Annotated in this window: 10 protein-coding genes and 3 pseudogenes; 7 read left to right on the top strand and 6 right to left on the bottom strand. The window is 43.1% G+C overall.

The genetic code is table 11. The features are described 5' to 3' along the window. A pseudogene (locus AACV78_RS01000) lies at positions 1-237 on the bottom strand (hypothetical protein); the annotation flags it as partial. 31 nt (positions 238-268) lie between these two features. On the opposite strand from AACV78_RS01000, the gene gcvP reads away from it, so the two are divergent. After that, on the top strand, positions 269-3,265 hold the full coding sequence (gene gcvP, locus AACV78_RS00995) for an aminomethyl-transferring glycine dehydrogenase (protein ID WP_194074371.1): 2,997 nt from the start codon (positions 269-271) through the stop codon (positions 3,263-3,265). A 296-nt stretch (positions 3,266-3,561) separates the two neighbouring features. Here gcvP and AACV78_RS00990 read toward each other — a convergent pair. Beyond that, positions 3,562-4,141 (bottom strand): annotated as a pseudogene (locus AACV78_RS00990) (transposase); the annotation flags it as partial. Between the two features lie 84 nt (positions 4,142-4,225). Between AACV78_RS00990 and AACV78_RS00985 the strand changes: the two are divergent. Together AACV78_RS00985 and AACV78_RS00980 are read left to right on the top strand one after the other, a co-directional pair. Further along, positions 4,226-4,660, top strand: coding sequence for a helix-turn-helix domain-containing protein (locus tag AACV78_RS00985; protein WP_194011734.1), 435 nt, complete (start codon positions 4,226-4,228; stop codon positions 4,658-4,660). 172 nt (positions 4,661-4,832) lie between these two features. Beyond that, positions 4,833-5,285 carry a transposase gene (locus AACV78_RS00980; RefSeq protein WP_194011733.1) on the top strand — a complete coding sequence of 151 codons (453 nt, stop codon included), beginning with the start codon at positions 4,833-4,835 and terminating at the stop codon, positions 5,283-5,285. Here the strand turns inward: AACV78_RS00980 and AACV78_RS28605 are convergent. Beyond that, the gene (locus AACV78_RS28605) at positions 5,187-5,525 is read right to left on the bottom strand and encodes an IS1/IS1595 family N-terminal zinc-binding domain-containing protein (protein ID WP_445329573.1); all 339 of its coding nucleotides are present in this window, start codon (positions 5,523-5,525) and stop codon (positions 5,187-5,189) included. The two genes, AACV78_RS00980 and AACV78_RS28605, sit on opposite strands and share 99 nt — an antisense overlap. A gap of 102 nt (positions 5,526-5,627) precedes the next feature. Here AACV78_RS28605 and AACV78_RS00975 point away from each other — a divergent pair. Beyond that, positions 5,628-5,753: pseudogene (locus AACV78_RS00975) on the top strand (ISKra4 family transposase); the annotation flags it as partial. A gap of 810 nt (positions 5,754-6,563) precedes the next feature. Here AACV78_RS00975 and AACV78_RS00970 read toward each other — a convergent pair. Beyond that, complete coding sequence (locus AACV78_RS00970; RefSeq protein WP_194011732.1) at positions 6,564-7,208, bottom strand: TVP38/TMEM64 family protein; 645 nt, start codon at positions 7,206-7,208, stop codon at positions 6,564-6,566. A 117-nt stretch (positions 7,209-7,325) separates the two neighbouring features. After that, on the bottom strand, positions 7,326-7,556 hold the full coding sequence (locus AACV78_RS00965; protein WP_194011735.1) for a hypothetical protein: 231 nt from the start codon (positions 7,554-7,556) through the stop codon (positions 7,326-7,328). A 734-nt stretch (positions 7,557-8,290) separates the two neighbouring features. Here AACV78_RS00965 and AACV78_RS00960 point away from each other — a divergent pair. Then, positions 8,291-10,603, top strand: coding sequence for a nitric-oxide reductase large subunit (locus tag AACV78_RS00960; protein ID WP_194011731.1), 2,313 nt, complete (start codon positions 8,291-8,293; stop codon positions 10,601-10,603). 639 nt (positions 10,604-11,242) lie between these two features. Here AACV78_RS00960 and AACV78_RS00955 read toward each other — a convergent pair. Beyond that, positions 11,243-11,809 carry a Crp/Fnr family transcriptional regulator gene (locus AACV78_RS00955; protein WP_194011730.1) on the bottom strand — a complete coding sequence of 189 codons (567 nt, stop codon included), beginning with the start codon at positions 11,807-11,809 and terminating at the stop codon, positions 11,243-11,245. A 434-nt stretch (positions 11,810-12,243) separates the two neighbouring features. On the opposite strand from AACV78_RS00955, the gene AACV78_RS00950 reads away from it, so the two are divergent. Together AACV78_RS00950 and AACV78_RS00945 are read left to right on the top strand one after the other, a co-directional pair. Next, a complete protein-coding gene (locus AACV78_RS00950) occupies positions 12,244-12,462 on the top strand; it encodes a chlorophyll a/b-binding protein (RefSeq protein WP_194011728.1) in 219 nt (72 codons plus the stop codon). A gap of 406 nt (positions 12,463-12,868) precedes the next feature. Next, complete coding sequence (locus AACV78_RS00945) at positions 12,869-13,318, top strand: pyridoxamine 5'-phosphate oxidase family protein (RefSeq protein WP_194011727.1); 450 nt, start codon at positions 12,869-12,871, stop codon at positions 13,316-13,318. Positions 13,319-13,323 lie beyond the last annotated feature (5 nt).

Here is a 13,323-nt window from a genome sequence, read left to right as displayed (position 1 = left end):
GTGGGAGAGTGGGAGAGGGGGAGAGTGGGAGAGTGGGAGAGTGGGAGAGTGGGAAATCGTTTCTCTTCCATCTTCCATCTTCCATCTTCCATCTTCCATCTTCCCTCTTCCATCTTCCATCTTCCATCTTCCCTCTTCCATCTTCCATCTTCCATCTTCCCTCTTCCATCTTCTATCTTCCTTCTTCCTTCTTCCCTCTTCCTTCTTCCTTCTTTTGTGACTAAATGTTACAAACAAAGAAGCAAAAGTTAACTCAGGAGAATCCGCCTTGGTACTCTACAGCCCGCAAGTTGAACCCAGCCAGCAGCAAAACCTTTCCCCCATCGGTGGTTTTGCGGGGCGGCACATTGGCCCGACACCCAGCGAAATCCAGCAAATGCTGGATGTTTTGGGTATTTCCAGCCTTGATGAGTTGATTGACAAAACTGTTCCTGCGGCGATTCGCATGAATCAACCCCTGCAACTTCCCGCAGCGCAAAGCGAGTACGCTGCTTTGGCAGAATTGAAAGAAATTGCTGCAAAAAATCAGATATTTCGATCGTACATTGGCACAGGATATCACGACTGCATCACACCCCCGGTCATCCAGCGGAATATCCTGGAAAATCCCGGCTGGTATACAGCTTACACTCCCTACCAAGCCGAAATTGCCCAAGGGCGATTGGAAGCTTTGCTGAACTTCCAAACAATGATAATCGACCTCACGGGTTTGGAAATTGCTAACGCTTCTTTGCTGGATGAGGGGACTGCGGCGGCGGAAGCGATGGCGGTGAGTTACGGCGCTAGCAAAAAGGGGGCGAAAGCGTTTTTTGTGGCTCAAGATTGTCACCCTCAAACGATTGAAGTGGTGCAAACTCGCGCTAAGCCGCTGGGAATTGAGGTGATTGTCGGCGACCATCAAAGCTTTGAGTTCGATCGTACAATTTTCGGCGCGCTCCTGCAATACCCAGCAACAGACGGCACAATTTACGACTATAGGGATTTTATTCGATCGGCACACGAAGTCGGCGCATTAGTCACAGTCGCCGCCGACATTTTGAGCCTTTGCCTGCTTACGCCCCCCGGCGAATTCGGCGCTGACATAGCCGTAGGAAGCACCCAGCGCTTCGGAGTGCCGATGGGATTCGGAGGGCCCCACGCAGCCTATTTCGCCACAAAAGAAGAGTTTAAACGGCAAGTTCCGGGGCGAATTGTCGGCGTTTCCAAAGATGCCAACGGCAAGTCTGCGTTACGCTTGGCTTTGCAAACTCGCGAACAGCACATCCGCCGCGAAAAAGCAACTAGCAATATTTGTACTGCTCAAGTTTTGCTAGCAGTGATGGCGAGTATGTATGCTGTTTATCACGGCCCGTCTGGACTCAGAGACATTGCAGAAAAAGTATGGAGTTTAACTGCACTTTTGGCATCCGGTTTAAGAAGTTTCGGATACAAAATTGGTTCTCAACCTTTCTTCGATACTCTGCGAGTAGAATTGGGAGACAAACCGCTGTCAGAACTTCTAGCAACTGCCCAACTTCGCAACATTAATCTTCGAGTTTTTGATGAGGCGACAGTCGGAATCACTTTAGATGAAACTGTTACTGTTGAAGACGTGCAAGATTTATGGGAAATTTTCGGACAGAATAAGGATTATATCAGGGTTGAGGGGCAGAACGCTCTCAACATTCCGCTGGATGCAGACGCATTAAATTCCTATTTGACTTTACCAGATTTTTGCGATCGCACAACCAGCTATCTCACCCATCCAGTTTTCAACAATTACCATTCCGAAACTGAACTGTTGCGGTACTTGCACCGTTTAGAAACCAAGGATTTATCGCTGAATACATCGATGATTCCCTTGGGTTCCTGCACGATGAAATTGAATGCAACAGCCGAGATGCTGCCGGTAACTTGGGCCGAATTTGGGAATATACATCCCTTTGCACCCCGCAATCAAACTCGCGGCTATCAAATGATGTTCGTGCAACTCGAACAGTGGCTGGCAGAAATCACCGGTTTTGCGGGAATTTCTTTGCAGCCAAACGCCGGTTCCCAGGGAGAATACGCGGGATTGTTAGTCCTTCGCCAATACCACGAACACCGAGGCGAATCTCACCGCAATATCTGTTTAATTCCCCAGTCAGCCCACGGTACAAATCCGGCTAGCGCTGTCATGGCGGGAATGAAAGTAGTTGCTATTGAGTGCGATAGCCAGGGGAATATTGATGTCGCCGACTTGCAGAAAAAAGCGGAAAAGCACAAAAATGAATTGGCTGCTTTGATGGTGACATATCCGTCTACCCACGGCGTGTTTGAGTCAGAAATTAAAGAAATTTGCGAGATTGTCCACAACTGCGGCGGACAAGTTTATATGGACGGCGCAAATATGAATGCTCAAGTTGGTTTGTGCCGCCCCGGTGATTTTGGTGCTGATGTTTGTCACTTGAATTTGCACAAAACTTTCTGCATTCCTCACGGCGGCGGCGGGCCTGGGATGGGGCCGATTGGAGTTATGCCTCATCTAGTAGAATTTTTGCCTTCTACTGATGCAGAATCAAGAGCTTACCCCCCCCAACCCCCCCTTGCTAAGGGGGGGAGCAAGATAGAATCGTCCCTTACCAAGGGGGGGAGTAAGATAGAATCTGTTGGTGCTGTTTCGGCCGCACCTTGGGGAAGTGCCAGCATTTTGACTATTTCTTGGATGTACATTCGGATGATGGGAGGAGTTGGTTTAACTGAAGCGACAAAAGTAGCAATTCTTAATGCTAATTACATGGCGCATCGGTTAGAATCTTATTATCCGGTTTTGTATAAAGGGAAATCGGGTTTAGTGGCGCACGAGTGTATTCTAGATTTGCGGCTTCTCAAAAAATCTGCTGCTATCGAAGTTGATGATATCGCTAAGCGGTTGATGGATTACGGCTATCACGCGCCGACTGTTTCTTGGCCTGTCGCGGGTACGGTAATGGTGGAACCGACGGAAAGCGAATCGAAGCAGGAATTAGATTGTTTTTGCGATGCGATGATTGCGATTCGAGGCGAAATTGCGGAGATTGAAAAAGGTAATGTGGATTCGCAAAATAATCTTTTGAAAAATGCCCCGCATACTGCAGAATCTCTGATGGTTGATGAGTGGAACCGTCCTTATACTCGCGCGCAAGCTGCTTATCCGACTGCTTGGACTCGCGAATATAAGTTTTGGCCTGCGGTGGGGCGGATAGATAATGCTTTTGGCGATCGTAATTTTGTGTGTTCTTGTTTGCCAATGGAAGCTTACACTTAAGATTGCAATCCACGAGTCTAGTCCCCTAGCATCTCCACATCTCTGTCTAGAGAGAGAAAATTTGCCTAAAACTAGGTAATTTAGGAGATTTTTTCTCCTAAATACCAATTTTAGGCTATCAGAGTGGCTGAAAGTAGTATAATTAGGGCTTGTTGAATAATCGATCGCAAACTAAGAACAGGAACTCACAATATCTGAAAGCTCAGTTAAATATAAGTTTTTTTGGTATCGAATCCCCCCAATAATAACTGTAGATTATTTTCGGCCTAAAAACAGGTGTTCTTTTTGCAAATAGACATAAAAATACACAAAAAACCCGGCGCCACCAGGAAACATCGGTTCATAACCAAAAAAGTAATTGCAATAACCGTACCAGAGGTATTATCGAGTTTAGCCATCACTCTATTGAGACCGAATCTTCTTTTCCGCAAGCCCCAAACTTTCCCTCTATTGCATTTCTAATTCTTTCATCTTCTTTAGCTTGCTTCTTTTTTGCTTTACTCACATTTGCTCTTGGTCTTCCTAGAGGTGGTCAACTAATTCTAATGCCTCTTTCTTTACACCATGCTCGGTTTTCACGCTTTACGGTAAATGCGATATGCATGAACTGACTCTGGATAATATCCTGTGAACCTATGATATGCTTCTAAAGAGTGCTTTTAAGTCCCCTGATTCGTTAAAGTTATGCCAGCTAATCCGGTTTAAAAATACATATCCTTCAAAACAACTAACTGATAGTTTGGCTCGCCTCTCTACGCTTTTCCCGGCTTTTCCTCTGACTATAGGACGAATATGGGGTTGACTTACACTTACTATTCTATCCTCAATACTCTGTTTATTGTTGTCAAATAAACACTGTTGTTGGCGAGCGACTTCTGTGAGGACTATAGCAATCCTAAATCATTATCTACACTTATTATGATATAATTATATGCAATCATTGATTGTGACAATAAAAAGATGAATAACTTACAACTACCACAGAAAGATATGGAAAAAGAAAGAGCGGCGTTAGAATCTTTCATTAAAAGTGATCGAACTGTAAGAGAACTCAAGCGAGCAGTAGCCGTAAGGATGGCTATAGAAGGTAAACTTTACCATGAAATTAGCAAAATTTTAGGTGTAAGTAAATTTTTTATTGGTTATTGGAAAAAACAATTTAAAACCAAAGGCATCGCAGGAATCAAACTAGGGCATAAAGGGTCAAAAGGATATTTAACATCTCTACACAAAACTGAAGTAATGGAATGGCTAAAGAATAAAGAATATTGGGATTTCGATGAGCTGGTTACTTATTTAGAGCGACAATTTGGTGTCAGCTATAAGTCAAAACAGAGCTATTATGCATTTTTATCTCTGGCAAAGATTACCTGGAAAAAAAACTCAGAAAATTAATCCCAAATCCGATCGAGAACTGGTAAAAAAAAGAGGAAAGAAATTAACAAGATTTTAGCCAAAAACAAAGGTGGCATAGAATCTGGAGAAATAATAGTATTTTTTTTAGATGAATGTCATCTACTTCATGGCGATATCAACGGCTAAGCTTGGGGTCGCTCTGACCTAAAAATTGAAGTCCCAATTACCAATCAAAAAAATAGACAAACTTATTTTGGTGCACGCTCATTATCAAACCAAACAATTCCATGTTCAAGGTTATGAATCTGGCGATGGAAAATCAACAGTTAAATTCATAAAATATTTACAAAATAAATACTCATTGCGGAGAATTATCTTGATTTGGGATGGAGCTAGTTATCATAAATATGGAGAATTTAGAGATTATTTGTCAGAAGTTAATCGTGACAAAGAACCTGATGATTTGTCAATTACTTGTATTTTATTTGCTCCCAATGCTCCCGATCAAAATCCGGTTGAAGATATTTGGTTACAATCTAAAAATTTTTTACGAAAATATTGGTATTTATGTAAGTCTTTTAAGATAATTAAATTTTTGTTTGAGTTTTTCACAAAGGAACATAAATTTGATTTCCCCAAAATCTATCAGTACACCTATACATAGAAAATGATTTAGGATTGCTATATTAACATATCGCTGGACTGTATCTTTTGACACTTGCAGTACCCGAGCAATCCCTGCCTGAGAAATACGTTCAAGTAGCATCCGTGACATTAACTCCTGTTGTTCTTTGGTAATAGGTTTCCATTCCGGATTTAAAACAAATTGACGACCACATTCTCGACATTTATAGTTTTGTTTATGATGCCGAGTTTTACCGTTCCGACTAACTTCTTCGCTCACCACAATTAGGGCAACAATGAATGAATAATGTCATATCACGCTATGGCAAACACTTCTCTCTAATCATAGCTTACTCTGATCCTTTCCTTCAGGGCACTACCTACGGTTGAATCGACCATTAAGCAGATTGGGCGTAGAATTAAAATATCGGGCGCTCAATGGAACCGCAACAATATCTCTCAAGTTCTCAAGCATCGCTGCTCTTATCTTAATCTGGCTTTTGCCTGAGTATTTCTACTTATTTCATAACTGAGATGCTCCCGATCACACTTTCGGGTTGTAGGAGCGATCGCAGGGGCATTTGTTGCAAATCAGAACTAACAGTCACAGTACCAGCGATCGAACTTACCGCCAAACAAACGAAAACTCAACCCGGATTCACAGATTTGAGGGACTTAAACTTCATGGCTTCTATTGATAAAATAATCAAGAGCTAATTGCGACAATGATTCTAATCCCCAACTGTCAACTGGCTAGTTTTTTTAAACAATTTTTAAGCAGATTTATTGAAAAATTTATTATTAACGAGTACGGTCAATAACTGAACTTAGTATTAAAAGCTTTATTCTTAGGTACTTTCAGAGACACATCACATAAAAAATAATTACCTCAGCCAATTTAGTTAATTTTAAGTAGCAATAGGCTGTACAATCTGCTTCGGCTAGATGAATTAAAGCAAAGTTGTGGCAAACTAAAAATGGGGCTAACTACGGAGCTTACACTTTCCAAAATGCCAAGGGCGCGACTTTAACAGGAACTCGGGCTTATTTGTTGAAGGCATTAACGACAAATTAAATTAGTTGAGACAGAGGCAAATATCTAAAAAATATCTGCCTCTATCTGCCTCTATCTACGGTTAAAAAAAATCTTAAATCCTGTCCGCTCTGGGATTGATAACAATAAAAAAGGATCGCGCGTGCAGACTTTAGTCCACTTTTGGATTAGGGACTCGCATTCCGCACGCGCGATCTTTTTTGTGATGGTAATCCAGCGGACACGATCTTAAATCGTGCAATGTCGCCAATAAAATTCTACCAATCAAGACGGTAAACTGTGTTTGCGATTCAACCAACCTGTCACCAATGCTAGTAAAAACATTCCTAACAATGCAAATCCTAGCAACAACTTACCGCCTTCGAGAACGCCTGCTCCCAGAGCTACTAATGGAGGTTTTGCCACAACAAGACTCAGCGTCAAAGTAGTGATAAATCTCCGCCATTTCATTTGAGTTAATCCGACACCGTAGCAAACAAAGTCAAACAGCCCAGTCATCAGTAAAGCCGTTACTAAAAAGATATTACTTTCTAGGTAATTCTGATTAATAGAATCTACTTTATCCATGAATTTTTCCCCGACAATTTTTTGCACGAGGTGGCGTCCGTAGCGTTTGGCAATGTAGAAATTAATGGTACAGGCGATCGCATCAGCAATGGCGATCGCGATTAAACCCTGGGTAAACCCAAACAATGCACCTGCTAGCAGCGAATAACCAGTACCCGGTAGGGCAGGAATCACAATGCTTACCATTCGCAGCAACATCACCACCAACGGTGCCCAAATTCCAAACTGACTGATGTTAGCTCTAATTTGCTCGATCCCGTAGTGGTTGATTAGGACGATCGCACCCACAACCAGCAAAGCAGTCAGGCTAAACTGAAGCCATTTAATCCAACGGTTTTTCATGGTTTAGACTCCAACTTTAATAAAATTACCATCCCTAAATCTCTCAATCCCTCAATCCCTCCAATCTAAAACTGAGTGACTAATCACATTTTTGAAAAAGGTTATAAATAATTCCCTTCATCGTTTTGATTTAGAATACAAGATTAACGGAATGCAGCACAAATCCTCAGTTACAACTATTGTTCCTGGCGGATAGTAAAGTTCCTCAAACAAAACCCACCCTGTGTTTTGCTGAATGTAAGCATGGGTGCTCAGCCCTAGCTTTTTTGCTGTCGCAGCCATCTCTCGATAGTCAAGCATTAAGCGATCGCAAAGTTCTCGCTGTCGCAATCCTTCCATCTCATCCATATTGATTCATCGCCCATTATTACAATAATAATCGCGGATTTTTTGAACTAAATTTGTTTATTTTTGTTAATTGAATAAAACAGCAGATGATTGAGTTCAATCAAACTGCTGCTGACCAGCAAGAAAAGCAAATACAACTTTAACACTTATAACACAAATATTTTATTTGTTATGTATATGGTTTAACAATCAATGGCATTATTGTACTGTTTGTTGACGGTTGATATCAATTCAGGTTGGAATCATACATGATATTAACAGTTAACAGTCAACAGTCAACTGTCAAAAGTGAATTTACTATTCCCATGAAGAGAGGATTTGATATGACTAGCTGTCGTAACTAAGGTTGGTAGTGCGGACTTCCGTCCGCAAAAAACTGCTGACCACCGTCCGTACTAGGAACCGTTTTTGTTAGTAATCTACCGATATAATATTACTTTTAAGCTCTAGCTTTGATAGGTAAAGTTTTAATAATTTTTTTTACAATTAATCAATTTTGTCTTGATAAAGATGAGATTTTCCAACATTTTATGTCACAATTGTCGAGAGACAAACTGTCACATCTATCTCAATCAGGCTGAAATGTCAAAACCTCAAGGCGCTTTAGTCTATTCTGAAACTTAGAAAATATGGCATCTGAAAAGCTCGTTATTGAATAACACTCAATCAATTGCAAATTTTCTGCAGCAAAACAAAAGCAACATCACAATACATACAAAAGGAAAAATATCACTATGGCAAATTCAACTATTGGCATTCCAATAGCAGAGGGCTCCCAAAAAAAAGGCTTTAGTTTACCAGCATGGTTGACGCTGATTTGCATTATCTCGTTCACGGTGCTATTAGGAGCAGGAGCAGCCATCCGTCAAAACGCGCCTCCGATTCCGATCGCCATGACTTCTCCCCAACAGGAAATCATTATCAGCGCAGAAGACATCGATCTCGGACAAACCACCTATTTAGGACGGGGCGGACAGCATATCGGCAGTATTTGGGGACACGGCAGCTATCTGGCTCCCGATTGGAGTGCTGATGTTTTGCACCGCTGGGCGCTGGGAGCGGCGGGAGTGCTATATCAGAACGATCCTAAATTTTCCCAGAGCGATTTAGAGGCACTACCAGCACCGGAACGGGCCAGTCTCCAAGCACGGGTTCAAGCTGACTTTAAGGTCAACCGTTACGATCGAGAAACCGATACTTTAGCTCTCACAAATGCCCAAACTTTGGGTCTGCAACAAGTCTTTCAGGACTACCAAGAGTTGCTGTCTCACGGTTCGCGCATCCACTCCATTCCTGATGGCTGGTTCAAAGACGATCGCCAAATCCATGCTGTCACCGCATTTTTTGCGTGGACAGCTTGGGCGGCCGTAGCCAACCGTCCCAATGCCCCATTTTCTTACACAGCAAACTGGCCCCACGATGACCTAGTGGGAAATCAACCCCCCGGTCAGTTTGTCGTGTGGTCGATTGTGTCAGTCATAGTTCTGATAGCGGCGATCGCACTTTTCCTGTTAGTTTACATCACTCAGGAAGAAGCAGACGATGTTTTGACCGTAGCCAGCCGTCCCGCAATTCGTTTAGCCACCCCCAGCCAGAAGGTAACTAGCCTATTTTTTGGAGTGGCTATGGCCTTATTTCTGATGCAAATGATTATGGGGATGGTGACTGCTCACTACGCCGTAGAAGGAGATGGATTTTATGGCATTCCTCTCCAAACATTCCTGCCCTATGCAGCTTCTCGCACCTGGCATTTACAGTTAGCTATCTTTTGGATCGCCACCTGTTGGCTGGCCGCCGGACTGTATTTCGCACCCCGTTTTGGCAAACACGAACCGAAGGGACAAGGTTGGGGAAATGGGATATTGCTAATCGCGCTCACAGTAGTTGTTGTCGGTTCTCTCGTTGGTTCTTGGGCCGGAATTCAGGGACTGCTAGGAACAAACAGTTTCTGGTGGGGACATCAAGGCTATGAATATATCGAATTAGGGCGCGTTTGGCAATTGCTATTAATTGCCGGCATGGTGTTCTGGCTGTGGCTGATGTATCGCGCCCTCAAGCCAGCCTTAAAAAATGATGCCGATCGCACAGGACTCAATCATTTCTTTCTCTACAGTGCGATTACTATTCCTCTGTTTTACTCAGCAGGTTTAATGTACACAAACCATACTGCCTTGAGCGTGGCAGAATATTGGCGTTGGTGGGTAGTACATCTTTGGGTAGAAGGATTTTTTGAAGTCTTTGCGACGGTAACGATCGCCTATTTGTGCAGCGAATTGGGATTTTTGAAGAAATCCTCAGCCCTGCGAGCCACCTATCTAACTACGATTTTATATCTAGGCAGTGGAGTGATTGGAACGCTGCACCATCTTTACTTTGCAGGAACGCCGTCATTTATTGCAGCAATGGGTTCTGTGGCCTCTGCCCTAGAAGTAGTGCCATTAACTCTGATAGGTTTTGAAGTAATTAAAACCCTGCGTTTTTCCGAAGAAGCAGAAGGTTTTTATCGCTGGCCTATGCGCTTTTTCCTGGCAACCTGCTTCTGGAATTTGGTAGGTGCGGGTGTCTTTGGCTTCTTGATTAACCCACCAATTTTTCTCTATTACTCCCAAGGCTTGAACATCACTCCAATTCACGCGCATTCTGCCCTATTTGGTGTCTATGGTTCCCTTGCAATAGCCTTAATGCTATTCGCATTGCGAGAGATTGTACCCGATCGCGCTTGGAATGAAAAACTGTTGCGGGCTTCCTTTTGGTTGCTGAATGGAGGACTGGTGATGATGTTAGTGCTGGGATTAATTCCCAATGGCTTTTATCAATTAGTGCAGTCAGTAAATCACGGCACTTGGTATGCCCGCAGTGCAGAGGTAATTGGGTCTGCTTGGATGCAGTGGACAGTGTGGTTGCGTATTCCGGGCGATATCGTTTTTGCTCTGGGTGCAGTGGTGATGGTGCTGTTTGTGGTGCGAGCAATCTTTGCCATTTTCCAGCAACCCACTCAACTTCAACCGGATAATTCTCCAGAAGTCATTAATCAAACTGGTGTTTAATGATGTTGAAAAGTCCTCAGCAAAATCTGACGACTTGCATTCCCAGCCCCGAACAAAAGATGTATGCACAAAGCACAGTTATCACCGGATTTACGAAATATGCCAAGAAAGTATAGCCTTTCTGTACTCTGGTATGAGGTACTATCCGCGATAGGGCAAACCGCGCATAGGGCATACCTCACTTTTGTGAGAACCGCTATAGCGGATGCTTTGTAACTATCTGAGATTAGAGCCGATCGACGATAGTAACAAATAAGGTTTGTAGTGTGCAATGCGAGTTCGCAGCAGAAGATGGGACTCGCATTCGGCACTACAAACCTTTTTTTTATCGTTTTCAGATGTTTAAAACATTTTGATTAACCACGTCTGGGAAAACCCTCACACTTGGCGTTATCCCGTTTTGAGAATAAATTCCCTGATAGCAGGCGCAAGAGATCCAGAGCTTCCATATGTGCATTACCAGGCAGATCCTGGTAACAAGCAAAACTTTATTTTGATGCGTGTACCCCGATCGACAATCTGGCTGATGACAAGGGATTCAAACCCTCTTCTTATAGCGCAAGTCCACTGATAGTAAACGGGGAAATCTGATTTTCAGATCAATCTATAATTGCTTTCAAAAATGTCAAAAATGCGAAGTTAACGGGAAATTAAGACAATGTATTGAGGGCGGGAGCGATCGATCAATCCCTCTTCTTCCAGCCTCGCCATCAGCCGCGTCACCGTGATCCGCGTAATCCCCAAGGCTTCGGAAATCTCTTGGTGAGTCAATCTCAAATCAATTAACAGCCCTTGTGCGACTTCCCGACCAAATTTTTTTCCCAACCAAACCAATAGTTGCAGCAATCTATCCCGCAGAGATTCGGTGCGAAGTATGCAGAAAAATTCTTGAGTTTGCTGAAGGTGGGCAAAAATTTCATCTAAGGAGCGATCGTACAAATTGGTCGGAATGTAGCTAATTTCTACATGAGTCTTGCACTCAATTTGATAAGGTTGCACGCCACAGAGCGGCTCACCGATCGCGTCTCCAACTCCCCAATATCCCAGCGTGATTGCTGTCCCCTGCTCGCTCCAAGTCACGGTTCGGACAGCTCCCCGTTCTATTCGCAACAAGCCTTGAGACGGCACCGGCACTAACTGACGGTGGGTGAAAGTCTGGTGTCTGAAACTAGCGTACAAGCCAGGAGTGTAGGTGGAAAGAGTCATGGGATTCGCCGTTACTTTGAATAGTATTTGCAGCTTAAATTAATTGACAATATTTGTCAACTATTTGCCTAGCTTATGCCAAAAATCAAAGAAACCGGGTTTCTCGACAAAAACCTAGGCTTTCTGCGCCATACCCTGACCATAAACCCGGTTTCTCGCCCTTGCGAGTGCGTCAGGGTTTTGATTTGGGGGAATTCGGCGGCGATGCGGGAAAGGTCGATCGGCACATTGGCTGTTCGGGGACACACATATAAAGAGAACTAGAGCCAAAGCATCTGCATTACCAGGATCTGCCTGGTAATGAGCAAATTTTTACTACTTACTTAAGTACAAAAGTATGTGATTAATATCACATACTTATATGTTTCTTATCACATTAAGACTTGTTAACAATTTGTTACATTTATTTACATAAAGCAACAAAGGAAAAACAAATGACTTCACGCAATTTAATGGTTGACGACCAAGGCCTGATGAACAACTTTGCGATCGAGCCTAAGATGTATGTAGACACTAACGTCAGCACCGGATTTACCAAATATGCCGAGAAAGTTAACGGACGTTTTGCAATGATTGGCTTTGTTTCGCTGCTGGCGATCGAAGTTTTGACAGGACAAGGCTTTCTTAGCTTGCTCAAAGATGCTTTAGGCTAGGACGATCCGTTAGATAGATTTAATATAATCTCCGTTCAATAGCTCATAATAAAAAATGTTTGTAGTAAGGACTGAAGTCCTAACTGCAAACGATTTTTTTTGTTTAAAATATGTTTGCTGTCGCCGCTTGGGGCTAATTAAAACAAATCTTATGTGCGATCGCGCGATCGCACATAAGATTTATTTTAATTAGAGCCATACAAATTTGTAGACAAACAATCTCGGTCTAAAGGTAGATGATAATTGGGAAGAATTAAGCTTATTATTGCCCTAATTATACAATTTTTATACAAACAAAACAGGCGCATCAATAAGGCCATAAATTAGACCAGCAGCCCAACTCGTGAAGCAATTTTAAACATCGAGGGATTTCTCTAGAGTACCTAAGTCTTATAAGGAGCATAAAATGTTAGATATTGATGAAATGAGCTCAAAAGAAATACAAGAGCTTTTGCAGAAAATAGGCCACGGACACCTCGGCTGTGTGTTTGAAGGGCATCCATACGTTGTCCCAATGCACTATTATCTCCAAGATTCCGACATATACATTTTCACAACTGTCGGGATGAAAACTAAGTATATGGACGGAAATCCAGAAGTCTGCTTGCAAGTTGAAGAAGTCCGCGATTCGGAACACTGGCGCAGCGTTGTCGTCAACGGGCGAGCAGAACGCCTCACCCAGCAGCCAGACATCGATCGCGCGATGGAATTGGTCAAAGAACACAACCCCACACTTTCACCCGCCATCAATCGCACTTGGATTGACTCTTGGGGGCGTGCGGAGGTAATAGCAATCTACCGCATTTACCCCAGCGAAATGAGCGGGCGCACGACGCAGGGAATCAGCAGTCGGTAAGTTGG

It is taken from the genome of Tychonema sp. LEGE 07196 (assembly GCF_963890365.1).
Taxonomy (GTDB): Bacteria; Cyanobacteriota; Cyanobacteriia; order Cyanobacteriales; family Microcoleaceae; genus Microcoleus.
Note: the sequence above shows the minus strand (reverse complement) of the source record. Positions and strands in the feature narration are given on the sequence as shown.

Excerpts from the sequence above, each read along its gene's own strand:
- AACV78_RS00985 (WP_194011734.1), top strand. The coding sequence starts at position 4,226 with ATGAATAACTTACAACTACCACAGAAAGATATGGAAAAAGAAAGAGCG.
- AACV78_RS00970 (WP_194011732.1), bottom strand. The coding sequence starts at position 7,208 with ATGAAAAACCGTTGGATTAAATGGCTTCAGTTTAGCCTGACTGCTTTG.
- AACV78_RS00965 (WP_194011735.1), bottom strand. The coding sequence starts at position 7,556 with ATGGATGAGATGGAAGGATTGCGACAGCGAGAACTTTGCGATCGCTTA.
- AACV78_RS00960 (WP_194011731.1), top strand. The coding sequence starts at position 8,291 with ATGGCAAATTCAACTATTGGCATTCCAATAGCAGAGGGCTCCCAAAAA.
- AACV78_RS00955 (WP_194011730.1), bottom strand. The coding sequence starts at position 11,809 with ATGACTCTTTCCACCTACACTCCTGGCTTGTACGCTAGTTTCAGACAC.
- AACV78_RS00950 (WP_194011728.1), top strand. The coding sequence starts at position 12,244 with ATGACTTCACGCAATTTAATGGTTGACGACCAAGGCCTGATGAACAAC.
- AACV78_RS00945 (WP_194011727.1), top strand. The coding sequence starts at position 12,869 with ATGTTAGATATTGATGAAATGAGCTCAAAAGAAATACAAGAGCTTTTG.